Raw genomic sequence first — 25,514 nt, forward strand, 5'->3', positions numbered from 1 at the left:
ACGCCGGCCTTGGCCAGCTCAGGCAGGAATTCGAACTCCCTTGCGCGATCCCTCGCGAATCCGACCGATGCCACAGAATTGACAAGCGTCTGATCTTTGGCCCATTCGTGGAGAATGATTCCACGCCTCGAGCCGAACGCTTCCGTCCCCCCTCCCCCCGCGAATTTCTTCCAGCGGCTGATCGTGGCGGGATTCGACGGTGACATCGAGACTGGCGCGGCGACCCGGACCGTGTTTTCAACCGACAATTCTATCTACCAGGTGGAGCCGGTCGGCGTCGTTTTTCCGCGGGGCGCTGAAGATCTGCAGGCGGTGGCGGCCGTGTTATCGGAACCGGCCTTTCGGGGAATCAGCATTGCGCCGCGGGGCGGCGGCACCGGCACCAACGGCCAATCCCTGACATCGGGCGTGGTGGTGGACTGTTCGCGGCATATGACGTCCATTCTCGAAATCGACCCCGTCCGGAGGGTCGCGCGCGTCCAGGCGGGCGTCGTCAAGGATCAGCTGAACCGGGCGCTGAAGCCCTACGGTCTGTTTTTCGCCCCCGAACTCTCGACCTCCAACCGCGCTACCATCGGCGGCATGATCTCTACCGACGCCTGCGGCCAGGGTTCCTGCCTTTACGGCAAGACCAGCAACCACGTCCTCGGATTGCGCATCGTGATTCTGGACGGGTCCGACTTCTGGTCGCGCCCGCTCGACGCTGAGGCGTTCGAGGAGATCGCCGCACGAGAGAGCCGCATTGGCGAAATCCACAGAACGGTCGAACGCATCGTCCGGGAAAACCACGAGCGGATCGCCGAAATCTTCCCGAAGCTCAACCGCTACATGACTGGTTACGACCTCGCCCATATCAGGCGCGCCGACGGACGCTTCGACCTCAACGCCGTTCTCTGCGGCTCGGAGGGAACGCTGGCGATGATCGCCGAAGCCGAACTCAACCTTCTGCCGATCCCCGCCCATGCGGCGCTGATCAACATTCGCTACGGCGACTTCAACACCGCCCTGGAGGACGCCCGCAACCTCGTGGCGCTGAACGTCGCCTCGGTGGAAACGGTCGATGAGAAAGTTCTCGGCCTCGCCAGAGGCGATATCGTCTGGACCGGCATTGCTCGCTTCTTTCCGGACGATGCGAGTGGAGCGACCAACGGCATCAATATCGCCGAAGTGCTCGCCGATAATGAAGAGGAGCTCGAACGCAAGCTCGCGGACGTGACCGCCGCCCTCGATATGGGCGCGAATGCGCGCCATGCCGGTTATACGATCGCCCGGGGTCATGCCGATGTCGAAGCGATCTGGTCGATGCGCAAGCGGGCGGTCGGCCTGCTCGGAAATGTGGAAGGGCCGGTCAGGCCGGTTGCTTTCGTCGAGGATACGGCCGTGCCGCCGGAAAACCTCGCGGCCTATATAAGCGAATTCCGCGCGCTTCTCGACGGCGCGGGGCTTTCCTACGGCATGTTCGGCCATGTCGATGCCGGCGTCCTGCATGTGCGGCCGGCGCTCGACCTCACTCGCGACGACCATACCAGGCTGGTTCGGGAGGTCAGCGACGCCGTCGTGGCGCTCACCCGCAAATATGGCGGCGTGCTCTGGGGAGAGCACGGCAAAGGCGTGCGTTCGGAATATGTGCCGGAATTTTTCGGTGATCTTTATCCGAGCCTGCAGGAGATCAAGCGGGCTTTCGATCCGGAGAACCGGCTCAATCCCGGCAAGATTGCAAGCCCGTCCGGGCAAGTGCTGACGAAGATCGATGAAGTCCCGTTGCGCGGAGATATCGACCGTATCATCGGCAACGAGATCCGCTCCGCCTTCGACAATGCCGCCTATTGCAACGGCAACGGCGCCTGTTTCGACTTCGACGAAACGAGCCCGATGTGCCCGTCCTTCAAGGCGACACGCGACCGGCGCTTTTCGCCGAAGGGCCGCGCCGCGTTGATGCGGGAATGGCTGAGGCTGCTTGCCGAGAAAGGCATCGATCCCCGCGACGAGGCGACACGCCTGCGGCGGAGCATTCCGCTCGCAAGCCTCGCGCGGCGCGCCTTCAACTCGCTGAACCCGGCAAATCGGGACGATTTTTCCCACGAGGTGCATGCGGCGATGGACACGTGCCTGGCCTGCAAGGCCTGCGCGGGGCAGTGTCCGGTGAAGGTCAGCGTGCCGGCCTTCCGCTCGAAATTCCTCGAACTCTACTACGGACGCTACCTCCGCCCGCTGAAGGATCCGCTGGTCGCGGCGATCGAAACCACCCTGCCGCTGGTCCGGCGCATCCGGCCTGCCTATAATCTCGTCGTGGGCACGCGCGCTGGCAGGACGATGATGGGTATCGCCGGACTGACCTCCCTGCCGCATCTGCCGCGGATATCGCTCGCGAAGGAAGCCGCCCGCCTCGGCGTGCCGCTTGCGACCGCTCAAACGATCGAAGCTATGTCGCCGCCAGAACGGCAGCGCAGCGTCGTCTTCGTCGCCGACGCCTTCACCGCCTATTTCGATCCGGACGTTGCGCTCGCCGCCATTGAGCTCGCCAGGAAAATCGGGCTCACGCCCTTCCTTGCAGCCTCCCATACCAATGGCAAAGCCCTGCATGTTCATGGTTATCTCGGACGTTTCGAGGCAGCGGCCAAGCGGACAGCGCGCTATCTCGAGCGACTGGATAAGACCGGCGTGACGCTCGTCGGGCTCGATCCGTCGATGACGCTCGCCTTTCGGAGCGAATATAAGGGGATATCGAAGGCGACTGTCCTGCTCCCTCAGGAATGGCTGGCCGCCAACCTCGACCGGCTCGCCGCCTCGTCTTCAACTGCCGAAGGCAAAAGCTTCCGCTTGATGGCCCATTGCACCGAACGCACCAATGCGCCGGCCTCCGTCGCACAATGGCAAAAAGTGTTTGAGAGCCTCGGCATCGATCTTCAGACGGCGCAAACCGGCTGCTGCGGCATGGCCGGCACCTTCGGTCACGAAACCCGCAACCGGCCGATTTCCGAGCGCCTCTATGCGATGAGCTGGAAACCTGAACTCGATGCGGCCAGCGACGGCGATGTCCTCATGGCAACAGGATATTCCTGTCGCTCCCAGGTAAAGGAAATCGACGGCAAGCGCATTCCACATCCGTTTCAGGTCATCGATCGGATCATTGTTGAAAAGCCGGCCGTCCCGCAATAGGGGCGTTTCCGCACCTCGCAGAGTACGGAGTTGCTCAGCGCGAAGCGCTCACGACAACTCGATGACGATGATCTCAGCCGAGTGCCGTCAGGCTGATTTTCCCCGAAGTACGGTCATCTGCTCGTGCTGCACCTCATTGTCATCATTCAGCACCGCGCGCCAAAACCTGTTGCCGAGCCGAAGCGACACCCGCTTGGTACCCTCGTGTTCAGCAGTGCCGATTTCCACGCTGCTGACGAGGGAGCCATGCCGCATGTGACGGCGGAGATCCGCCAGCGACAACCCGAACCGTTCCGCCAGTTCGGCTGAGTCGAGGATAAAGTCCCCATTCGGATCGCGTTCGATCAACACCGGCTCATTCTCCCTCTGCTTGACAATCCACCACCACCGCTCAAGCAGCGGCCGAGATCGGGGCGCTGTCGTTCGGCAGCAGCCGCGCCACGGCGCTCAGAAGATCGGTCTGCGAGATGAGGCCGAGGATCCGGTAATCATCATCGACAATGATGACGGCATGCGTGCGCCCGTCCGTCAGAACAGGCAGCAGCGACAGAGCCGCATCCGAAGGCCTTGCCACTGCCGGTTTTGAAATTGCGCCTGCGATCGTATCGATGCTGGTCGACAATTCCCGCAAGCCGATGCTGCCGATGAGGCGGCCTTCCGGATCCTTGACCGGCAGCGTCCGGATATTGTGCTTCAACAGCAGTTGCCGTGCAGCCTCCGGTTCTGCGGCCTCGCTAACGGCAATCACGTCGCGCGACATGATATCGGCGCAGCTGATCTTGCCGTTCGAGCGGATGGCCGCCTGCAGCTCGACCTGCTGCAGCAGCCGACCGAGATCGGCGCGATCGATATCGAAGGTTTCGTCGAGCGCTGCAAGGGCGGCATCGACATCCTCCTCGCGGAAACCCACCCGCACGGCGGACGGCAGGTCGATCGTGCGATGGGTATTCTCGGCCGCTTTCGGTACCACGTGCGGATAGTTCCGCCTGGAAAGCTTGTGGAACAGCAGGCCAAGGCCGACGAGAATACAGGAGTTCAAGGCGACCGGCACGAAGGGAAAGAGAAAACCCCAGCCGGCGACGACAGGGCCGCCGAGGACGGCGGTCAGTGCTGCGGCTCCCCCCGGCGGATGCAGACAGCGCGTGAAAGACATCGCGCCGATGGCAAGCGACACGCCGACACCGGTCGCGATGATCGGGTCGCGGATGAAATAGGCGGCAATGATACCCATTAGCGCGGAAATCGTATTGCCGCCGATGATCGACCACGGCTGCGCAAGCGGGCTGGCCGGCACCGCGAAAAGAAGCACCGCAGAGGCGCCCATCGGCGCGACGATCAAGGGAAGATGCGGTCCCTGCGCGAAAAGATAACCGCTGATGACGCCGGTGAGGCCGATGGCCACCAAGGCGCCGAGACACGCGATCAACCGCTCCCGCAAGGTCGCGCCGGCCAGAATCGGTGAAAACAGACGGAAGCGGCGGAAGCGGCTCGGCCCCACCTTCGGGGAAACAGGATACTGCATGACAAGACCAATTTTGAACGAGGATTATCTGGCGGACTGGGGGAAGAGCTGCGGACTAGTTTGCGGCAAGCCTGATATCTCTGCCTCTTGTCGCGCTGAGGACCTCGTGGAAGGCGTTGAATGCGCTGGGGCGATCGTTCTTGCGGTAGACCAGCAGCGTTTCGACAGGTCCCAGTTGATGGGTCTGGACGGATGCCGGCCAGGGCATGAGGTCGAGCACGGATCTCGGCATGACGCCGGCGGTATTGCCGGTCGCGACACTCGCCAGAATCGCATGATAAGAGCCATGCTCGCTCGTCGGCAAAGCGCTCGATGCGCGCGCCCAGTTTTCGGCGATCCTTCGATAGGTGCAGCCGGGTTCCAACGCGGCGATCGACCCGACACGAAGGTCGGCAGCGGATTTGATCGCGGGATGCCCAGCCGGCAACACGATCAACAGGTCTTCGACAAAGACCGGCTCCATCTCCAGCACCTTGAGCTCGGCCTCGAACCCCGCGTCTTCCCCGCGCATCGTTTTCGGCGGACGGGCAATCAGCGCACAATCCAGCGTATCGCTCACGACGGCGCGGGCGAGATCGCGGGATGCGCCCATCGTCAGATGAAGGGACACATCAGGCCACATCCGGTTGAATTGCGTCAGTGCCGCCGGCAGCCTGCTGGCGGCCGTACTTTCCATCGTGCCGACGCGCAACGTTCCCGATGGGGCCAGAGGCCGCACGGCCTGGCGCGCTTCGAGCGCAAGCGCCGTCAGCCGGTTGGCGTAGGCAAGGAACGTCTCGCCCTCCCGGGTCAATGTCATCTTCTTGCCGTCACGGCTGAAGAGGGAAACGCCGAGATCCTCCTCCAGCTGCTGGACGCGCGTCGTCACATTCGACGGCACCCGTCCGACCGCCTTGGCAGCTTTGGTAACGCTGCGGTCACTGGCAACAGCGAGGAATATTTCGATCGACGAAAGGTCCAATAAAGATCTCGTTTCCGGAATTATGGCGAAAGATAATTCTCTATATAAAAATCATCGCTGCAGCTCAAGCCGGTTTCAGCATCGAAATCGCATGTCATTGCATCCAGGCGATACGTTGCATGTTCTGGCGATCCTGCAGGACGCGAAGCGCCTGCATCAGTTCAGGCGCCATCTTGCGGATCTCGAACAGATGGGCGCTCGCCAGCCGGTCGAGCACACCCTCAGCCTTGTGCGTCAGACGAATGAACTGCTTGCCGGGCTCTGCTGCCGCCGGGCCTACCTCGATATAAGCCTTGTCGATGAGCTCTTGAACGAGGCCATCCGCCGCCTTCCTGTCCATGAGCAGGCGCTCGGCCAACGTCCGCGCGCTCATCTTCTTGCCGGCCGGCTGCCCCTTTATCGCAAGCAGCGCCTGATGCTGTGGCGGCGTAAGGCCGAGCCTGTGTGCCTCCTTGGCGCTGAATTGCCGGAACCGGCGAATGCGATAGCGCAAGTTGGCCAATGCTTCGTAATCTCCGTCATGAAGATGCTCCTGCTGCTTCATCGCCATGTCGCCTCCAGCTTTTGCCGTGTTTTACGTCCGTATCGCGATGTGTTTCGGATTGCTTGACCGAACCGAGCGGTTGCCGAAAAAAGGATCGCGACGCCGCGGAAATAGCCAGGCAGGCCGCGGCATCGTCTCCATCGCATGGCATTTCAAGCGTTTGAGCCTGGCACGGGGTTTGCATCAACAATTCCATCTGCAGATCGATCGGCGCCGACCCATGTTGCATCTTGTCTTGACCTGTCTTCTTCTCAGTATCGCTTCCGGCCTGAGCATGCGGCGCTTTCTTCTGCCCTATTTCCCGGGCGGCGACCTCGCCGAAAAGTCTGCGCCCGTGACGGTCGTCGCAAGCGCCGTCTTTCTGGCAGCGCTCGCCTTCACCGTCTCCGATCAGGAGCTCTGGGCGAAATCCGCCATCCTGCTGCTCGGCCTGTTGCTGGCGGCGATGTTCGACGATGGCAGACCCAAGCTGACGATCGCTCTGTCCGCCATCAGCCTTGCGGCCTATCTTGGCCTGCGCTCGATCACCTGAGCCAAATCGAACACAAGCTATTTGGCGGTATCGAAGCCCCTGTCGAGATGCTGCATCCAAAGACGAAAATCATTGGTGAGCAAGGCCACATCATACAGCCACTCCGCTCGCAAAAGCTCCCAGCGGCCAGCTTCTCCACTATCAAGCAGGGTTCGAACCCTTTGCCTGAATTTTTCGAACGCCTCATCAGCGGGATAAGGCGAGGGCCGGTCCAATGCGGGATGCAATCGGCTTTCCATGAAGCTCACTCCTCAACGACCGATATCGATTTAATATATCGTAGTACGATATATTTTCAAGAGATGTTGCCGAGCTCCTTTAGGGAGGCCGACACAACGACCCCTCATCCGCTCGGAAGCCCCGACGCTAACGACGCAGCCTAGGAATTTTTCACGCGACGCGGGAAACCGATCTCCATTGAAGACTGCAATTTCATTGATATTCTCTATTGGGAACACACCGATGAGCGATGGTCATGGCGAGCAAACAGGCGGCAAAGTGGTCCGAATGATATGCCTGACATCCGGTCTTGCCGATCGATGACACCTTATTCTGGCTTGAGACCGTATACCGGCGGCAATCCCCGGACGGCTTCTGGCAATACCGCTCGTTCCGGCCCGAATCCGAACGCCGACAGGCTCTGGTCTCCACGCCCGTCTATCCCGGCGCTTGAACCTCGCAGCAATTCAAGGATTCCGCTCAATCAATTCCATCGATCCGGCACGCCCTTGCCGAAACCTTCGCCCGCCTGCGCATTTTTGCCAGGTTGCGACCAGCCCCGGCCACGACAGGTCGCTCGATAGAATTCACTGGTGATGCCGGCGCAAAACACAACAATCGACCAAATCCGCGCCGCTTTCGGCAAATAAAGCCTGACCCGTCCTCTAAAGTCATGGCCGCGCGGCGCAACACGCAGTCCGGGATCAGCAAGGATCCCGATTGCGAAGCCTATCTCGCCTACCCGCAAAGCAAGCGTGCTGATCAGCCTTGAGAGGACCTGCCATGAAGACCTATAAGATCGCCCTTCTGCCCGGTGACGGCATCGGCCGCGATGTCACGGAGGCAGCCAAGTCCGTGCTCGAAAAGGCGGCTGCTCGAAACGGATTTTCGCTTGCGACAACAAGCTATCCCTGGTCCTGCGACTACTTTCTGGAGAACGGCAGCATGATGCCCGGCAATGGCATCGAAACGCTGCGCTCCTTCGACGCCATTCTGCTCGGCGCCGTCGGGTGGCCTCGCAAAGTGCCCGATTCCGTGTCGCTGCACGGACTTCTGCTGCCGATCCGCAAAGCTTTCGTGCAATATGCCAATATCCGCCCGCACCGGCTGCTGCCGGGTGTGCAGGGACCGTTGCGCTCGGAGAATTTCGACATCCTCTGCATTCGTGAAAATACCGAAGGCGAATATTCCGGCGCCGGCGGCCGCGTCCACCAGGGTACCGACAGCGAGGTGGCGGTGGAGACCTCGATCTTTACCCGCAAGGGGGTCGAACGCATCCTGCGTTTCGGTTTCGAACAAGCACGGGCGCGACGCGGCAAGCTTGCCTCGGTGACAAAGTCCAATGCGCAGAAATACTCGATGGTTTTCTGGGACGAGATCACGGAGAGGCTTTCGGCAGAATATCCTGATGTCAAGGTGACCAGCTACCATATCGACGCCATGGCCGCCCGGATGGTCATGGCGCCGGAGAGCCTCGATGTCGTCGTCGCCTCCAACCTGTTCGGCGACATCCTGACCGATCTCGGCGCCGCCATCCAGGGCGGGCTCGGCTTTGCGGCCTCCGCCAACATCAATCCCGATCGCTCTGCGCCGTCGATGTTCGAGCCCGTCCACGGCTCGGCGCCGGATATCGCCCATCTCGGCGTCGCCAACCCAATCGCCGCCATCTGGTCGGGCGCAATGATGCTGGAGCACCTGGGAGAAACGGCCGCAGCCGGAAAGGTGATGGCCGCAATCGAGGCGACGACGGCACGCGGCATCGGCTCAATTCCCGGCAAGGATAAGACAGACGCCATCACGGCATCGGTGCTTTCGGCGCTCGATTAGAGCCTGCCGGCGACAAGCGAGAGCCCGTTCGGCCACCCACCCAAATCCGAATCCCGTCTTTTGCCGTTCAATGATCGTCGTGGTCGTGATGGGATGGAAGGACGAGGCCGAACGTGTTGACCAGATCGGCCACCTGCCCCGGGCTGAGGAAACGCGGGTTTAGGTTGCGCAGCAGCAGATAGAGTTTTGCCGTTTCCTCCAGCTCCTCGGTGGCAAAGACCGCCGCCTCGAGGCTGTCGCCGGCAACGACAGGTCCATGGTTGGCCAGAAGCACCGACGAATACTTGCCTGCCAGCCCGCGGATGGCATCGGCCACAGCCGGATCGCCGGGACGAAAATACGGCACCAAGGCGGTTTCGCCAGCGCGCATGAGATAATAGGGCGTCATCGGCGGCAGGGCGGCGCGCGGATCGATCTCCGGCAGCATGGTCAGCGCCACCGCGTGGGTAGAATGAAGATGGACGATGGCGCGGGCGCTGCCGCGTGTGTCGTAGAGGGCGGTATGTAGCGGAATTTCCTTGGTCGGCTTGTCGCCGGACAACAGCCGGCCTTCGGCATCGAGCCTGGAGATCCGTGCCGGATCGAGAAAACCAAGCGAGGCGTTGGTCGGCGTCACCAGCCAGCCGCCGTCGTCAAGCCGCAACGATATGTTGCCCGACGAACCGGGCGTCAGCCCGCGCTCGAACAGCGAGCGGCCGTATCGGCAGATTTCTTCACGCTGGCGCGCGTCGGACATGACATTTCCTCCAAAATTACGCGGTTGCGCCGTCGATCAGTTCGAAACCGAGATCGACGGCCTGGGGCGGCGCGTTGGCGACGACCAACTGCGCGGCGATTTGTCCGGTTGCCACGCGCGGCGTTCGGATGGTCGATAAGGGCTGCGGCATTGCCCGGCCGATATCGAGGCCGTTATAGCCGAAAATGGCGAGCTTCGAGGGGATAGAGATCCCCTCAGCCAGACAGTGAAAATAGCCGCCCAGCGCCATATCGTCGTTGGAGAAATAGACCGCATCGAGATCCGGCGTCTGGGCAAGCAGTCGCTCCAGTCCTAGCCTGCCGTTTTCCACGGACGAAGCGCCGGCGAGAATTTCGCGGGCGACGAGGGGCGCGCCATGGGCTTGGAGCGTTTCGCAAAAGCTTGAAAACCGTTTGCCTGCGCGAGTATCGCGGCTGAGGTCGTGACCGACATAGCCGATCCGGCGATACCCCCGTTTGAGCAGGAAGGCGGCGCTCTCCCGCCCGGCCGCGCGGTTGGAGAACCCGACCGCGATATCGAGTGCATCTCCGTCCAGATCGAGCAGTTCCACGACCCGGCATCCGCTGGCGCGCAGCATCTTCACGGTCCCGTCGGTATGTTCGTATCCGGCCAGCATGACCGCCGCCGGCCGCCAGGCGAGCATCGCGGCGGCGAGCGCTTCCTCCTTGCCCGGATCATAGTCGGTGACGGAGAACACCGCCTGATACCGGTTTTCCTCCAGAACGGCGCTGGCGCCGCGCAGCACATCGGGAAAGACGATGTTGGAGAGCGATGGAATGACAAAGGCAACGAGACGCGAACCAGTGGAGGCCAGCGTCCCCGCGATCCGGTTCGGCACATAGCCCAGCCGCTCGACGGCGGCCATTACCCGCTCCCGCGTCTTGCCGGAAAACGAGCCGTGATTGCGCAGCACGCGCGACACCGTGCTCTCACCGACGCCGGCCGCTTCCGCGACCTCGGCAAGGGTTACTGTCACCTGCTGTTTCAATTCCATAGTCACGTTTGAGATCCAGAATTCCAGGGTGCGTACCTGTATGTGCGCCGCTCCGCTGTCACTATTTTCACTGCTGCCATTAAGAAGCAATGACTTTTTGGCGGCGCTACCAATCCGCTGTTGGCAGCGCCGCCAAAATATATTAGTAAAATGGCAGCGCTGCCAAATAGTGCCGCGTCGCGCGCCGCCGGGTCGCGAAGCGGCACGGCACCTTACTTCAAGAGTGGAGCCCATCCTCATGTCACCATTTGCTGAAAACCCGGGCGCTGTCGTCGCGGCCGTCATAGGTCTTGGTTCAATGGGGCTCGGAATGGCCCGGTCGATGAAGCGCGCAGGGCTCGATGTCGTTGGATATGACATAACGCCGGCGGCGGTGGACCGCTTCATCGCCGACGGCGGACGGGGTGCTGCAACCCCGGCCGACGCCGCCAAGGACGCCGACATCGTCGTCTCCGTCGTCGTCAACGGCGCGCAGACCGAGGCCGTGTTGTTCGGGCCTGAAGGTGTTGCGAGCACGATGAAACCTGGCGCAGTCTTCATCTCGTCCGCAACCATGGACCCCGCCGTCGCTCGGGATCTGGCGCAGAGGGTGGATGCTCACGGCCTGCATTATCTCGACGCGCCGATTTCGGGCGGCGCGGCCAAGGCGGCGCTGGGCGAATTGACGATCATGGCGTCCGGCTCCACCCAGGCCTTCGACAGGGCGCGCCCGGGTCTCGACGCCATGGCCGGCAAAGTTTACGAACTCGGTGACGCTGCCGGAACGGGCGCGGCCTTCAAAATGATCAACCAGCTTCTCGCCGGCGTGCACATCGCGGCAGCCTGCGAGGCGATCACCTTTGCCGCCAAGCAGGGCCTCGATCTCGACAAGGTCTTTGAGGTGATCACCGCTTCGGCCGGCAATTCGTGGATGTTCGAAAACCGCGTGCCGCATGTGCTGGCCGGAGATTATACGCCACTCAGCAGCATCGAGATTTTCGTCAAGGATCTCGGCATCGTCCAGGACATGGCCCGCTCCGAGCGCTATCCTGTGCCCCTGGCAGCAGCGGCGCTGCAAATGTATCTGGCGGCCGCCGGCGCCGGCATGGGCCGGGACGACGATTCCTCGCTCGCGCGACTCTATGCAAAGCTTTCCGGCGCTGAATTACCCGGTTCAGCCAAAGAACCGCACAGCCTGTAAAAGGAATTGCTAGACATGCCGGTTTTCGCCGCCAACCTGACGATGATGTTCAATGAATGGGCATTCCTCGACCGTTTCGACGCCGCAGCCGATGCCGGCTTTGCCGCCGTCGAATACCTCTTTCCCTATGAAGCCACGCCGGAGGCAATCGCCGAACGGCTTGCCCGCAACAATCTGCAGCAGGCCTTGTTCAACCTGCCGCCGGGCGACTGGGCGGCAGGCGAGCGCGGCATCGCGGCTCTTCCCGGGCGGTTCGATGCGCTGAAGACTTATGTCGAGAAGGCACTGGACTATGCGGCGGCGACGGGCGTCAGGCGATTGCACCTGATGGCAGGCATCGCCGACCGTCACGACGAAGACGCCTCCTCCCATTATCGGCGCTCCGTCACCTATACGGCCCAGCGGCTTGCGGAAAAGGGAATCGACCTCCTGCTCGAGCCGATCAACGGGCGGAACATGCCGGGATATTTCCTTAACGATTTCGGCGCGGCCGAGCGGTTGATCGCCGAATGCGGTCTGCCGAACCTGAAGCTGCAGTTCGACATCTATCACCGTCAGATCATCCATGGCGACGTCGTCATGGCGTTGCGGCGCCTGCTGCCGATCACCGGCCATATCCAGATCGCCAGCGTCCCGTCACGCAACGAGCCGGACGGGGAGGAGCTGAACTATCCCTATCTGTTCGGCGAAATCGACCGCCTGGGTTACGACGGTTTCATCGGCTGTGAATATGTCCCTCGCGGCCAGACACTGGACGGCCTTGGCTGGTTCAGACCTTTTGCACGGAGCTAAACAATGGCTATTTTGCTCGGATCAATCGCTGACGACTATACGGGCGCGTCCGACCTCGCCAACACGCTGACGAAAAACGGTCTGCGTACGGTGCAGACGGTCGGCATTCCCGAGCCGTCGCTGGCACTACCGGATGTCGACGCCGTCGTCGTTTCCCTGAAGATCCGCTCCGTCCCGGCTTCGGACGCCGTGGCGGCCGCCACCAGCGCCGAGCGATGGCTGCGCCAGCGGGGTGCCGGCCATGTGCTTTACAAGATCTGTTCGACATTCGATTCCACCGATGCCGGCAATATCGGCCCGGTCACCGAAGCCTTGAGCGATGCCGCCGGCGGCGGCACCGTGCTGGTCACACCCGCCTTTCCGGAAACGGGACGCACCGTCTATCTCGGTCACCTCTTCGTCGCCGGACAGCCGTTGAACGAAAGCCCGCTCAAGGACCATCCCCTCAATCCCATGCATGACGCCAATCTCGTGCGGGTTCTCGCCCGACAATCGCGTGGCACTGTCGGGCTGATCGATCTCAATGCCATCGCGGCTGGGCCCGGCGCCATCAAGGCGAGGCTCGACGCCCTGCGGACGGCAGGCGTCACTGCTGCTATCGCCGATGCGATTTTCGAGAGAGATCTGGAAACGCTCGGCGAGATCGCCCTCGCAACGCCGGTCTCCACAGGGGCGTCCGGCCTCGGCCTCGGCCTTGCCCGCGCCCTCGTCCGCTCCGGCCGGGTATCGTCCGGCGGTTCAACGTCGGCGGATGTTATCCGACCGGTGGGCGGGCTTTCCGCGATCGTGGCCGGCAGTTGCTCCAAAGCGACGCTGCACCAGCTCGACGTCGCCGAACGGTCAATGCCCGTCCTGCGGCTCGACCCGGAAAAACTGCTTGCCGGTGCGGATGAGATCGCCGCGGCGATTTCCTGGGCAGGAGACCGCATCGCCGCCGGTCCGGTCGTGGTCGCCGCGAGCGCCGCACCCGAAACCGTGTCCCGGCTGCAATCCCTTTACGGCCGGGAAGCCTCCGGCCACGCAATCGAGACCGCGACGTCGATTATTTCAGCCGAACTGGTGGCAAGAGGTGTGCGGCGCCTCGTGGTCGCAGGCGGAGAAACTTCGGGGGCGGCGGTCGACAAGCTTTCCATTCCGGCATTTCTGATCGGCCCGGAGATTGCGCCCGGCGTGCCGGTGCTGCGCACGGTCGGCAACGCCCAGGGCGACATGCTTCTGGCGTTGAAGTCAGGAAACTTCGGAGGCGAGGATTTCTTTGCGGCAGCGCTGGCGATGATGCACTGACCGATCTTCCGCTGGGCAGAAGTGCCGGCGACCACCGCCGATCTGCCTGTCAGCATGGGGCTTGAACGCGCCGCCTTTAACCTCGTCATCCCCGCCTCGGCAATAGCGTCTCTGCCATGCGCTGCCGCGTACCGCCCCGAAACCGCAGACGTGATCGTCAGGCGCGCGGGGCTTGCGCCGAACAAAAGATGAACAATATGGACCAGCGCGCGGGTGAAGCAAGGCTCAGAATATCGCGAAACGGTCAGATTCAGTATTTTGTGCCGCCATATGACGCCTTTCAGGAGAATCCGGCGCGGTGCAGGTGACACACTACAATCACTGAAGGGCTCGGATCCCGGCAATGCGAGGCCTTCCATAGAAGAGCGGGACAACGATCTCGCCTGCGGGAACAGAATATTCTTCTTCGAGAAACCGTGCTCCACCGGAGCCGAACACTGGGGAATTCACGTGAGTAAGAGCCTTCCGGGATTCAAATACATGACATTCGATGTCGTCGGCACGCTCATCGACTTCGAGAGCGGCCTCAAAACCTGCCTCGCCGAGATCGCCGCCGAGGCGGGAGTGACCGTCGACGGCGAGCAGGCGCTTACCCTCTATCGCGCAGCCCGCTACGCCGAGGATGCCGATCTCTTTCCCGACGACCTCGTGCGCGTCTACCTCACGATCGCGCCGAAGCTCGGCCTGCCCGCCGATCAAAAATATGGCGAACGGCTGCGGGACTCGGCGAAGAACTGGAAGGGTTTTACAGACAGCGCCGCAGCGCTGGCCAGACTTGCGAAGGATTATCGCCTTGTTGCGATGACCAATGCCCGCCGCTGGGCATTCGATTTGTTCGAGAAAGAACTCGGCAATCCCTTTTATGCCGCCTTCACGGCCGACGATACGGGCACCGAAAAACCCGATCCCGCATTCTTCGAGAAGGTCTTCGCCTACATTGCCGCGGAAGGCCATTCGAAGGACGACATCCTGCATGTCGCCCAGAGCCAGTACCACGATATCGGGATTTCCAGGCAACTGGGGCTCGCCAATTGCTGGATCGAGCGGCGCCATGCCCAGAAGGGCTACGGCGGCACGATCGAGCCGGTAGAGTTCACCCAACCCGATTACCATTTCACGTCCATGGCAGGCCTTACGGATGCCGTGGCTGCTGCATGCGCCTGACTTTAAAACCGGATCGGGCCTGCCCGAAACGGGCAGCCTGCCACAGAAGAAAAGGGGAATGAGATGAACAGCAAGATTACCAACTGGACCAACTCCGACGACGCCATGATCGAAACCGCCATCCGCCGTGGCGCGACCCGTCGCGAGCTGCTGCATATGATGCTGGCGGGCGGCGTGGCCATTTCCGCCGGCGGGCTCGTGCTCGGCCGCGCCGGCAAGGCCCTGGCAGCGACGCCCGTCTCCGGCGGCACGCTCAAGGCCGCCGGCTGGTCGTCCTCCACAGCTGATACGCTCGACCCGGCCAAGGCGTCGCTCTCCACCGACTATGTCCGGTGCTGCTCCTTCTATAACCGCCTCACCTTCCTCGACAAATCAGGCACGCCGCAGATGGAGCTTGCCGAAGCGATCGAATCCAAGGATGCAAAGACCTGGACGGTCAAGCTGAAGAAAGGCGTCACCTTCCACGACGGCAAGCCGCTGACCGCCGACGACGTAGTCTTCTCGCTGAAGCGCCATCTCGACCCGTCCGTCGGTTCGAAGGTCGCCAAGATCGCCGCCCAGATGACCGGCTTCAAGGCCGTCGACAAGCAGACCGTCGAGATAACGCTTGCCGATCCCAATGCCGACCTGCCCACCATCCTGTCGATGCACCACTTCATGATCGTCTCGGACGGCACCACCGATTTCACCAAGGCCAACGGCACCGGCGCATTCGTCAAGGAAGTGTTCGAGCCGGGCGTTCGTTCGGTCGGAATCAAGAACAAGAACTATTGGAAATCCGGCCCGAACGTCGATTCCTTCGAATATTTCGCAATCAGCGACGACAATGCCCGCGTCAACGCGCTGCTGTCGGGCGACATCCATCTTGCGGCCTCGATCAATCCGCGCTCCATGCGCCTCGTCGAGGCCCAGGGGGACGGCTTCTTCCTGTCGAAGACCACCTCGGGCAACTACACCAACCTCAACATGCGGCTGGACATGGATCCCGGCAGCAAGCGCGACTTCGTCGAGGGCATGAAGTACCTCGTCAACCGCGAGCAGATCGTCAAGTCGGTCCTGCGCGGCCTCGGTGAAATCGGCAATGACCAGCCGGTTTCCCCCGCCAACGTCTACCGCAATGCCGACCTGAAGCCGCGGGCCTTCGATCCCGACAAGGCGAAGTTCCATTTCGACAAGGCGGGCGTCCTCGGTCAGTCCATTCCGGTGATCGCCTCCGAGGCGGCGAACTCCTCGATCGACATGGCGATGATCATCCAGGCTTCAGGCGCCGAGATCGGGCTGAAGCTCGATGTCCAGCGCGTTCCCTCCGACGGCTACTGGGACAATTACTGGCTCAAGGCGCCGATCCACTTCGGCAATATCAATCCTCGTCCGACACCGGACATCCTGTTCTCGCTGCTCTACTCCTCTCAGGCTCCCTGGAACGAGAGCCAATACAAGTCGGAGAAATTCGACAAGATGCTGATCGAAGCGCGAGGCTCGCTCGACCAGGAGAAGCGCAGGGCGATCTACGACGAGATGCAGGCGATGATTGCCAACGAAGCCGGCACCATCATCCCGGCCTATCTCTCGAACGTCGATGCCACCGCCGCCAAGCTCAAGGGTCTGGAGCCCAATCCGCTGGGCGGTCAGATGGGATACGCCTTTGCCGAATACGTCTGGCTCGAAGCCTGATAAATTGAAGGGAGCCGGGGCTGCAGCCAAGCCCCGGTTCTTCCGGAATTCAACTCGAACACCAAAAGGGAGCCGCGCGTTGAACAACCAGGTCTTATCCCTTGTGCTGAGCAGATTGCTCATCGCCCTGATCACCCTGGTGATCGTCTCCTTCGCCGTGTTTTTCGCGACAACGCTCTTGCCGGGAGACACAGCGACGATCCTGCTTGGCCAGGCGGCCACGCCGGAAGCCGTCGAAGGTCTTCGCAAGGCCATGCATCTCGACGAGCCGGCGCTCTTTCGTTTCCTGCGCTGGTCGGTCGGACTGCTGCAGGGCGACCTCGGCACGTCCTACGCCAACGATATGCCGATCGCCGATCTTATTGCCGGCCGTTTCGTCAATACGTTGAAACTCGCCGGCGTCACCGCGCTTTTCTCCGTGCCGATTGCACTGACGCTTGGGATCACCGCAGCGATGCTGCGCGGCACCCTTTACGACCGGATCGTCACCGTGATCACCATCGGCGTCATCTCCGTGCCGGAGTTCATGGTCGCGACCTCCGCCGCGCTCATCTTTGCCGTCTATCTGAAATGGCTGCCGGCACTTTCTCTCGCCAATGAGGTCCACAGTCTGACCGATCTGTTGCGCGTCTATGCCATGCCGGTGATCACGCTGACCTTCGTCGTCTCGGCCCAGATGATCCGCATGACCCGCGCGGCGGTTATCGAGACGCTCAACACGCCCTATGTCGAGATGGCATTGCTCAAGGGCGCCTCCCGGCCGCGCATCGTCTTTCGCCATGCCCTGCCGAATGCGCTCGGCCCGATCGTCAATGCCGTTGCGCTTTCCCTTTCCTATCTGCTCGGAGGCGTCATCATCGTCGAGACCATTTTCAACTATCCCGGTATCGCCAAGCTGATGCTGGATGCCGTCGCCACCCGCGACCTGCCGCTGATCCAGAGCTGCGCGATGATCTTCTGCCTTGGCTATCTGCTCTTGATCACCATCGCCGATATCATCGCCATCCTTTCCAATCCGAGGCTCCGATGACCATGACCAGTTCCGAAACCACCTCCGGCCGGTTATCCGGACCCCGGTTTGGCTATCGCTTCAATATCGTCGGCGCGATCGGCCTTGCCGTCATACTCTCCTGGGCGCTCATCGCGATCATCGCGCCGCTGATCATCCCCTACCCTGTCGGCGAGATCGTCGATGTCGACTATTTCGGCCCGATGAGCCGGGCACTCTGGCTCGGTTCCGATTATCTCGGCCGCGACATGCTCTCGCGGATTTTGATGGGTGCACGCTACACGGTCGGCATCTCTCTGGCGGCCGTGACGATTGCCTGCTTCAGCGGCGTCGTGCTCGGTATGATCGCAGCCGTCGCCGGCGGCTGGCTGGACACGATCCTCAGCCGCTTCCTCGACGCCCTCAATTCGATCCCGAGCAAGCTGTTCGGCCTGGTGGTTGTCGCTGCCGTCGGTTCCTCGGTCCCGGTCCTGGTCCTGACGCTGTCGGTGATCTACATACCCGGCGCCTACCGCTTCGCCCGGGCGCTCGCCGTCAACATCAATGCGATGGATTTCATCACGGTCGCGCGCATCCGCGGCGAAAGCACCCTCTATCTCATTCGCTCGGAGATCCTGCCCAACATTGTCGGGCCGGTGCTTGCGGACCTCGGAATCCGCTTCGTCTTCATCGTTCTGCTCCTATCCGGCCTTTCCTTCCTGGGCCTTGGCGTTCAGCCGCCCTATGCCGACTGGGGTGCGCTGGTGCGCGAGAATATCGGCGGGCTGCCGTTCGGTGCGCCGGCGGTGATGTTTCCCTCACTTGCGATTGCCAGCCTGACGATCAGCGTCAACCTGCTGATAGACAACCTGCCGCAGAAGATTCGCGACCGGAGCGTGTCATGAGCAATTTCATTGAAATCCGCGACCTGAAGATCGAAGCCTCCACCGATTCCGGCCGGCGTGTCGAGATCATCAAGGGTGTCAGCCTCGACGTTGCCGAGGGCGAGATCGTCGCGCTGATCGGCGAGAGCGGTTCGGGCAAGACAACCATCGCCCTGACCCTGATGGGCCATACACGTGCGGGCTGCCGCATCACCGGCGGCAGCGTTTCAGTTGGCGGCAAGGACATGGTCACGCTCAGCGAGAAGCAGCGCGCCAAGGTGCGCGGCACCGAAGTCGCCTATGTCCCGCAATCGGCCGCCGCCGCCTTCAACCCGGCCACAACGATCATGGAACAGGTGATCGAGGTCACCCGCATTCATCAGCTGATGTCGCCGGACGATGCATGCGCCCGGGCAGTCGAGCTCTTCCGGGCGCTGTCGCTGCCGGAACCCGAGACGATCGGCAGCCGTTACCCGCACCAGGTTTCCGGCGGCCAGTTGCAGCGCTTAGCGGCAGCCATGGCGCTGATCGGCGACCCGACCCTGGTCATCTTCGACGAGCCGACGACGGCGCTCGACGTGACGACCCAGATCGAAGTGCTGCGCGCTTTCAAGTCTGTCATGAAGAAAGGCGGCATCGCTGGCGTCTATGTCTCGCACGACCTTGCCGTCGTCGCGCAGATCGCCGACCGCATCGTTGTGTTGAAAGGCGGGGAAACCCAGGAAACCGGCACCACCAATGAAATCCTCAACAACGCCAAGCATCCCTACACCAGAGAGCTGCTGGCAGCCTTCGAGCCGAAAGCGCGTGGCATAGCATGCGCTGCCGAGCGCGCGACGGCGCCGCTTCTGACAATCGAAGATCTCGTTGCGGGCTATGGACAGCGCCAGGCCGATGGCCTTCCCCTCGTGCGCGCGGTCGAAAACGTCAGCCTGAAGGTGGAAAAAGGCCGAAATCTTGGCATCATCGGCGAATCTGGATGCGGCAAGTCAACGCTCGCCCGCACCATCGCCGGGATCCTGCCAGCCGCAATCGGCAAGATCGTCTTCGACGGCAAGGAGCTGCGCCGCAGCGCTCGCGAGCGGTCGCGCGACCAGTTGCGCGAGATGCAAATCGTCTTTCAATATGCCGATACCGCCCTCAACCCGGCAAAATCGGTGGAGGAGATCCTCGCCAGGCCCCTGGTGTTTTACCACCGCATGGATCGACAGTCGCGAAACGCCCGGATCGATCAACTGCTTGACATGGTGCGCCTGCCCCGCAGCCTGCGCCATCGCCGGCCGGGAGAGCTCTCGGGCGGGCAGAAGCAGCGCGTCAATTTCGCCCGGGCGCTCGCCGCCGATCCGAAGCTGATCCTCTGCGACGAGATCACCTCGGCGCTCGATACGGTGGTTGCCGCCGCGGTCATCGACCTGCTCAAGGAATTGCAGCGCGAACTCGGCCTCTCCTACATCTTCATCAGCCACGACCTCTCGGTGGTGGAGGCGATCTGCGACGAGATCGTCGTGATGTATGGCGGCCGGAAGGTCGAGGAAATCACCCCCTCGACGGTGAAGGCGCCGACGCACCCCTATTCGCAGCTGCTCTTCTCCTCGGTACCGACGCTTGATCCGGCCTGGCTCGACGGTCTCCAGCAGGATCCTGAGCTTGTGCGGGCCTATTGCCGGCAATGAGGCTCCGGTGTGGCGATCATTTTGTCCGGCAACGTTCCACCTTCGCGATCCGGCCACCTAAAGCAATTTTAGGAAAAATGCGAAGCGCTTCTCCCAGCCGGAACGCAAAGCGCTTTTGCCGGGAATTTCGTAAAAACATAAGGTTAGAGCGGTTTTCCGCTTTCTATGAGCTGAACCGCTCTAGAGTCTGAAACGGAGACCCTGACATGCCTGCACCGCTCGATCGCGTCGACACCACGCCGGAACCACCCGCTGCCGCCGATGCGGTGGTGATCGGCGGCGGCATCGTTGGCGTTTTCGCGGCCTATTATCTGGCTCGGCGCGGATTGAAGGTTGCCCTTGTCGAGAAAGGCCTTATCGGCGCGGAACAATCGAGCCGCAACTGGGGCTGGTGCCGCCAGCAGAACCGCGACGCGCGTGAACTGCCGATGTCGACGAGGAGCCTCGATTTGTGGGAGCGCTTCGCCGCCGAGACCGGGCAGGATACCGGTTTTCGCCGCTGCGGCCTCTTCTATCTCAGCAATAGCGACGAGGAACTGGCCGGCTGGGCACGCTGGCGGGACTTCGCGCGTTCGGTCGGCGTCACGACGCATATGTTGAGCAGCACGGAGGCCACCGAACGCGGTCGCGCCACCGGCGCCTCGTGGAAAGGCGGGGTGTTTTCGCCGACCGACGGTACCGCCGATCCGGCGCGGGCCGCACCCGCCGTCGCGCGGGCGATCCTCAAGCTTGGCGGCACGGTACATCAATCCTGTGCGGCCCGCGGCATCGACATCGAAGGCGGCAGGCTCGCCGGCGTCGTCACCGAGCACGGTACGATCCGGACAAAAATCGCGATCCTCGCCGGCGGCGCCTGGGCATCCTCCTTCTGCCGCCAGCTCGGCATCCGATTTCCGCAGGCGTCGATCCGCTCATCGATCCTTTCCGTTTCCCCCGGAGCAAGCGGCCTGCCGGACGCGCTCCACACCTCTGCGGTCTCTGTTACGCGTCGCAGCGATGGCGGCTACACGCTGGCGATCAGCGGCCGCGGCCGCGTCGATCCGACCGCGCAGCAGATCCGCTTCGCCGCGCAGTTTCTGCCGATGTTCGCCCGGCGCTGGCGCAGTCTCGCGCCCGGTGGATTGGAGGGATTTCGTTCCGGTCACGAGTCTCTTGCACGCTGGCGGCTCGACAGGCCAACGCCGATGGAGCGCATGCGCATCCTCGATCCCACGATCAATCAGGCCACCATCCGCCTTACGCATTCGCGAGCGATCGAGCTTCTACCCGCCTTGAAGAAAACCGCCATCAGCGCGGCCTGGGCGGGCTATATCGACAGCACGCCCGACGGCGTGCCCGGGATCGGCGAGATCGCCACGCTCCCGGGTTTCATCCTGGCGGCGGGCTTCAGCGGCCATGGTTTCGGCATCGGCCCGGGCGCCGGTCATCTGATCGCCGATATCGTCACGGGCGACGAGCCGATCGTCGATCCCCGGCCCTATCATCCCGACCGCTTCGGGAAATCCGCCTGGGGCAAGGTGGCCGATTTTTAAATACGGCTCGGATAAGAACTTTGGAGCGGTTCGGCTTTCCACGGAAGCGCAGAACCGCTCTATTGTTTTACGCAATTCCCCGCAAAGGCGCTTAGGCACAACACTTGTCAGGAGGCCACGGCCATCCGCAGGGTGCTGGCAGGCGAAGTCCTGCGGCCGTCGGCAGTTTGAAAGTGGGAAATCCTTTCGTTCAAGACCTCCACCTGCTGCCGAAGCCTATGAATTTCCGCGGTGTTTTCCTCCACCATGGCGGCATTGTGCTGGGTGATGTGCTCGACGTCGCGAACGGCGTTGTTGACCTCGTCGATGCCCTTGTACTGCGTTGTCGTGGCCGACGAGATGACCTGCACCAGCCCATTGATCGAGGTGAAGTGCTCCATGATCGCCGAAAGCGCCTCACCGGTCTCCTCGACGAGCTTGACGCCGGTGCCGACCTGCGATGCGCTGTTGGAGATCAGCTCCTTGATCTCGCGGGCAGCCTTGGCGCAACGCTGGGCAAGCTCGCGAACCTCTTGTGCGACAACGGCGAAACCTCTGCCGGCCTCGCCCGCACGGGCGGCTTCCACGCCCGCATTGAGCGCGAGAAGATTGGTCTGGAAGGCGATCTCGTCGATCACGCCGATGATGCTGCTGACCTTTTCGGAAGACCGGTTGATGGCGCCCATGGCGTCGACAGCCTTGGCGACGACGGCTGCGGAATGCTCGGCCTGGCGGTGTGCCTCGGCGACCGAACGCGACGTCTGGTTCGCATTCTCGGCCGTCGTCCGCACGCTAGCCGTGAGTTCGCCGAGCACGCGCGAACTGTCTTCGAGAGCTGCGGCCTGCTGCTCCGTTCGGCGGGCCAGGTCGTCGGCCGCGCCCGAAAGATTGGTGCTGCCCTCGGCGATCTCGTAAGTCGTGTTGCGAACCTCGGCGAGCGTCAGCCGCAACGCGTCGATGGCGTGATTGTAGGTCCGGGCCATGGCGACATAATCTGCGGCCAGATCCTCGCTCATCTCTGCGGCGAGATTGCCGCTGGCGAGTTTGCCGAGCATGTCCGACAGAGCGTTCAAAGCCTCGCTCTGTTCCGCCTCGATGCGCGCCTGCTCTGCCGCGCGGCGAGCCTGCTCCCGTTCGTCCCGCGCCCTGTTTGCTTCGGCAAGCTCTTCCAGCCTGGTCTTCTCCAGCGCCTGGTCGCGGAACACGGTCACCGATCGGATCATGTCGCCGATCTCGTCGCCGCGCTTGCCGTCGCCGATCGAAATGTTGAGATCGCCGTCGGCCAGTCTCATCATCGTCTGGGTGATCCGCTTCAGCGGTCCGCGCAGAGCTTCGATCAGCATGAGACCGCCGATGATCGCAAGCACCGTGCCGGCAATCATTGCCGCAAGCGACATTGTCGCCGAGCGCTGGCTGATTTCCTTGCCGCTCTCCTGCGCCGTACTGACGAACTGTTCGAGCGTGTGGCTCGCGTCGGCCACCAGCGCGGTCGCCGCCTCCTTGTTCGCGCGCCACCGGTCGGCGATGGATATCAGAAGCGAGCTATCCTTCTCGATCGAGGCGAGGGACGGCTCGATCTTCTTTGCAAGATCCTGCAGGGCGGCATTTTTTCCGCTCAAGGGCACGAGCTGGGCGGCGCTTTCGCGCAGCCCCTTGAGATCGGCGATGACGGCATCCCGCGCCTCGGCGTCGACCCGCCTGTTCAGTTCGCTTAAGTGCAGGCGGAGATCGTCGATCGATTTGAACGCGGTATTGACGATCGCCACCATCGAGCGAAGCGTTGATATGGTTGCATCCATGCCGACAAAACGCTCGATCGCAGTATCCGCATTCCCCGACGCAAGCTTTCCAAACTTCTCCTCGAAGCCCTGCAGGTCCTGGTCGACAGGAGCATAGCCGTCGAGCGTAAGGTTGGCGCTGTCCCTAGCCATCGCGGCAAGCTTGTCCAATACCGGCTTCAGCGCGGCAATCTGGCTTTGGGCCTTGTCGGAGGCGAGTGCAGCGCTCCCGCCGACCTCCTTGACGAGTGGCGGCAGCAGGCTGGCGAGAGCGCCGGCGATATCGGCGGGGGCAGTTGCCTGCGCGGTCGCCTTGCGCAACTTTGCAATGCGCTGTGCGAGATTCTTGTAAACTGAGGCATCGAGGAGCAGCGCCCGGACGAAGGCCTCCTTGCCGTTCGCCTGATCCTGGAGAACGTCGAGCTGCTTGCGGGCGGTCTGGCTTTCCTTGAACAGCTGGGTCACGGCATCGTCGATCGCCATTTCGGTATTGGTGCGCTCCTGCGACACAGCCCAAAGCGCATCGGCGCCGCTCTGCATCTTCGCCCCGAGTTCGCGCACCACGGCGATCTGCTGCTTTTGGGCGGGATCGACCAGCATGGCGTCGAGCGTCGCAGCACCCTTTTCCTGGTCGGAGATGCCGGCAACCAGCCGATCGCGCGTGGCGGGCGCCGGAAGATCGGTAAAGGCCGCCAGCGAGGACCGCAGTTGCTGGAAACTGGAAAGGGCATCGATCGTCTGCCGCGTCAGCGTCATCTGGCCCTTGAGGGTTCCGGCAGTGAAATAGCCGAAAAGGCCGATGCCGGCGATAAGGACGATCAGAGGCACCAAGAAAAAAAGGACCTTTGTCACAATCCGCATGCGCTGCAACAGTCGATCAATCAGTGACATGAAATGTTGGCCCCCGCCCAGGAAATTCGGCTCTTTCTCCGGCTCCACCATGCAACAGCACGCCTACGTGCAAACTGACCATTGTCGCAATTGGCGGCGGCCGCTTCCGAGGCCATCACGATAGGCATAACTCTTAAAAAAATGGTCAATGGTGTCGAGTTGTCGGGCGCATAGAAAACGGCGAAGAGCGCCGTCTACATTCTTCAAGCCGCAGGGCCACTGCCTGTCGGACCGACATTTTGCCTTCACCGCCGCCGGTCGGTAATAATTGATGTCGATTGCGAATGCACGACTGTTCAACTGCCACTGATCGCCAAAGGCCAGGGGATCGTTGATCCCCTCAGTTCCTCACCGGCATTATTGGCGATTGCGGCGCGCAATGCTGCTGCCACAGGTGTGCCAGCGACGGCGAGATCGCGTACCGTGCTCATGTGATTGCCGTCTGGGGCGTGAGACGCACGCACTTCAAGCCCTTGGGCGGCAAGAACGTCCCTGAATGCATTTGCCTGGATTTGGAACGGATCAGTTTCCTGTTCGCCAGTCATGATAGCGACACGCGTTGCAGGATCGTGCTCGTGACGCATGGGCGTAAACCGTCGCACCTCCTCGTCGCTCAAGGCGATCTCGTCACGCAGGAAGGAGGTCTGCAGGGGCTTGAGGTCGTAGAGTCCGCCGAGCAGGAAAGCGGCAACTACGCCCGAAGGCACCCGCGAGACATGGAAGAGAAAGGTTGCAAGATGTGCACCGGCGGAGTGACCGCTGACGGAGAATTGGTTCGGTGTGGCGCCAAAACGATCGGCATGGGTCAGCAGGAAAGCCTTGGCTTTCAGGATTTGACCAACCAGAACATCCATTCTCGCGCCGGGCATCAACGAATAGTCGACGATGGCTGCGACCGCGCCAGCGCCTGTGATGGTCTCAGCGACGCAGGAATAGTCTTCCTTGGAAAACATCCGCCAATAGCCACCATGGATGAACATGTGGATCGGCATGTCGCAGCGCGCTTCATTAGGCAGGAAGATATCGAGCGTCTCGCCTGGCCCGGTCCCATAAGCGATGTTGGCTTCCATGGTCACAGTGCGCCGCGTTGCTAGGCTGCGGGCACGGATATCGGCGACGATCTCGTCGAAATCTGAGACATGGTCACGAATACGGAACGGGTCGGCGGCCACAAGCTCCT

Annotated in this window: 21 protein-coding genes; 12 read left to right on the plus strand and 9 right to left on the minus strand. The window is 62.1% G+C overall.

The window, feature by feature from the left end:
• Positions 1–114 precede the first annotated feature (114 nt).
• The gene (gene ydiJ, locus FFM81_RS24215; protein WP_138384422.1) at positions 115–3,159 is read left to right on the plus strand and encodes a D-2-hydroxyglutarate dehydrogenase YdiJ; all 3,045 of its coding nucleotides are present in this window, start codon (positions 115–117) and stop codon (positions 3,157–3,159) included.
• Positions 3,160–3,246: 87 nt separating this feature from the next.
• Here the strand turns inward: ydiJ and FFM81_RS24220 are convergent, their stop codons facing one another.
• From FFM81_RS24220 to FFM81_RS24235, 4 genes are all read right to left on the minus strand, one after another.
• Positions 3,247–3,510 (minus strand): DUF6522 family protein, encoded by a 264-nt coding sequence (locus FFM81_RS24220; protein WP_025418707.1) that lies wholly within the window; start codon positions 3,508–3,510, stop codon positions 3,247–3,249.
• A 40-nt stretch (positions 3,511–3,550) separates the two neighbouring features.
• The gene (locus FFM81_RS24225) at positions 3,551–4,681 is read right to left on the minus strand and encodes an HPP family protein (RefSeq protein WP_138384421.1); all 1,131 of its coding nucleotides are present in this window, start codon (positions 4,679–4,681) and stop codon (positions 3,551–3,553) included.
• Between the two features lie 55 nt (positions 4,682–4,736).
• Entirely contained in the window at positions 4,737–5,642 is a 906-nt protein-coding gene (locus FFM81_RS24230; RefSeq protein WP_003572844.1) for a LysR family transcriptional regulator, read from the minus strand.
• A gap of 94 nt (positions 5,643–5,736) precedes the next feature.
• Positions 5,737–6,192 (minus strand): MarR family transcriptional regulator, encoded by a 456-nt coding sequence (locus tag FFM81_RS24235; RefSeq protein ID WP_025418705.1) that lies wholly within the window; start codon positions 6,190–6,192, stop codon positions 5,737–5,739.
• A gap of 214 nt (positions 6,193–6,406) precedes the next feature.
• On the opposite strand from FFM81_RS24235, the gene FFM81_RS24240 reads away from it, so the two are divergent.
• Positions 6,407–6,718, plus strand: coding sequence for a hypothetical protein (locus FFM81_RS24240; RefSeq protein WP_003572845.1), 312 nt, complete (start codon positions 6,407–6,409; stop codon positions 6,716–6,718).
• A 17-nt stretch (positions 6,719–6,735) separates the two neighbouring features.
• Here FFM81_RS24240 and FFM81_RS24245 read toward each other — a convergent pair whose 3' ends face one another.
• On the minus strand, positions 6,736–6,957 hold the full coding sequence (locus FFM81_RS24245) for a hypothetical protein (protein WP_003572846.1): 222 nt from the start codon (positions 6,955–6,957) through the stop codon (positions 6,736–6,738).
• Between the two features lie 763 nt (positions 6,958–7,720).
• Here FFM81_RS24245 and FFM81_RS24250 point away from each other — a divergent pair.
• A complete protein-coding gene (locus tag FFM81_RS24250) occupies positions 7,721–8,764 on the plus strand; it encodes a tartrate dehydrogenase (RefSeq protein WP_138384420.1) in 1,044 nt (347 codons plus the stop codon).
• A gap of 67 nt (positions 8,765–8,831) precedes the next feature.
• Here FFM81_RS24250 and otnC read toward each other — a convergent pair whose 3' ends face one another.
• Together otnC and FFM81_RS24260 are read right to left on the minus strand one after the other, a co-directional pair.
• A complete protein-coding gene (gene otnC, locus FFM81_RS24255) occupies positions 8,832–9,500 on the minus strand; it encodes a 3-oxo-tetronate 4-phosphate decarboxylase (protein ID WP_138384419.1) in 669 nt (222 codons plus the stop codon).
• Between the two features lie 16 nt (positions 9,501–9,516).
• Positions 9,517–10,515, minus strand: coding sequence for a LacI family DNA-binding transcriptional regulator (locus FFM81_RS24260; RefSeq protein WP_097534528.1), 999 nt, complete (start codon positions 10,513–10,515; stop codon positions 9,517–9,519).
• A gap of 238 nt (positions 10,516–10,753) precedes the next feature.
• Between FFM81_RS24260 and ltnD the strand changes: the two genes are divergently transcribed.
• From ltnD to FFM81_RS24305, 9 genes are all read left to right on the plus strand, one after another.
• Positions 10,754–11,695 carry an L-threonate dehydrogenase gene (ltnD, locus tag FFM81_RS24265; RefSeq protein WP_097534526.1) on the plus strand — a complete coding sequence of 314 codons (942 nt, stop codon included), beginning with the start codon at positions 10,754–10,756 and terminating at the stop codon, positions 11,693–11,695.
• Between the two features lie 15 nt (positions 11,696–11,710).
• Complete coding sequence (gene otnI, locus FFM81_RS24270) at positions 11,711–12,487, plus strand: 2-oxo-tetronate isomerase (protein ID WP_138384418.1); 777 nt, start codon at positions 11,711–11,713, stop codon at positions 12,485–12,487.
• A 3-nt stretch (positions 12,488–12,490) separates the two neighbouring features.
• Positions 12,491–13,771 carry a 3-oxo-tetronate kinase gene (otnK, locus tag FFM81_RS24275; protein ID WP_138384417.1) on the plus strand — a complete coding sequence of 427 codons (1,281 nt, stop codon included), beginning with the start codon at positions 12,491–12,493 and terminating at the stop codon, positions 13,769–13,771.
• Positions 13,772–14,221: 450 nt separating this feature from the next.
• The gene (locus tag FFM81_RS24280; protein WP_138384416.1) at positions 14,222–14,935 is read left to right on the plus strand and encodes an HAD-IA family hydrolase; all 714 of its coding nucleotides are present in this window, start codon (positions 14,222–14,224) and stop codon (positions 14,933–14,935) included.
• A 63-nt stretch (positions 14,936–14,998) separates the two neighbouring features.
• Positions 14,999–16,609 (plus strand): ABC transporter substrate-binding protein, encoded by a 1,611-nt coding sequence (locus FFM81_RS24285; protein ID WP_097534520.1) that lies wholly within the window; start codon positions 14,999–15,001, stop codon positions 16,607–16,609.
• A gap of 79 nt (positions 16,610–16,688) precedes the next feature.
• Positions 16,689–17,639, plus strand: coding sequence for an ABC transporter permease (locus tag FFM81_RS24290; protein WP_003572857.1), 951 nt, complete (start codon positions 16,689–16,691; stop codon positions 17,637–17,639).
• Positions 17,636–18,502 (plus strand): ABC transporter permease, encoded by an 867-nt coding sequence (locus FFM81_RS24295; RefSeq protein ID WP_003572858.1) that lies wholly within the window; start codon positions 17,636–17,638, stop codon positions 18,500–18,502. The genes FFM81_RS24290 and FFM81_RS24295 overlap by 4 nt, the downstream gene beginning before the upstream one ends.
• Positions 18,499–20,154, plus strand: a complete 1,656-nt coding sequence (locus tag FFM81_RS24300; RefSeq protein WP_025418696.1) for an ABC transporter ATP-binding protein — start codon at positions 18,499–18,501, stop codon at positions 20,152–20,154. Before FFM81_RS24295 ends, FFM81_RS24300 begins: the two co-directional genes overlap by 4 nt.
• A 206-nt stretch (positions 20,155–20,360) precedes the next feature.
• Positions 20,361–21,686: an NAD(P)/FAD-dependent oxidoreductase gene (locus FFM81_RS24305; protein ID WP_128399755.1), complete on the plus strand. Its 1,326-nt coding sequence runs from the start codon at positions 20,361–20,363 to the stop codon at positions 21,684–21,686.
• A gap of 107 nt (positions 21,687–21,793) precedes the next feature.
• Here the strand turns inward: FFM81_RS24305 and FFM81_RS24310 are convergent, their stop codons facing one another.
• Both FFM81_RS24310 and FFM81_RS24315 read right to left on the minus strand, forming a co-directional pair.
• Entirely contained in the window at positions 21,794–24,334 is a 2,541-nt protein-coding gene (locus FFM81_RS24310) for a methyl-accepting chemotaxis protein (protein ID WP_138384415.1), read from the minus strand.
• Positions 24,335–24,630: 296 nt separating this feature from the next.
• Positions 24,631–25,506 carry an alpha/beta hydrolase gene (locus tag FFM81_RS24315; RefSeq protein ID WP_138384414.1) on the minus strand — a complete coding sequence of 292 codons (876 nt, stop codon included), beginning with the start codon at positions 25,504–25,506 and terminating at the stop codon, positions 24,631–24,633.
• Positions 25,507–25,514 lie beyond the last annotated feature (8 nt).

Source organism: Rhizobium hidalgonense (assembly GCF_005862185.2).
Classification (GTDB): domain Bacteria; phylum Pseudomonadota; class Alphaproteobacteria; order Rhizobiales; family Rhizobiaceae; genus Rhizobium; species Rhizobium hidalgonense.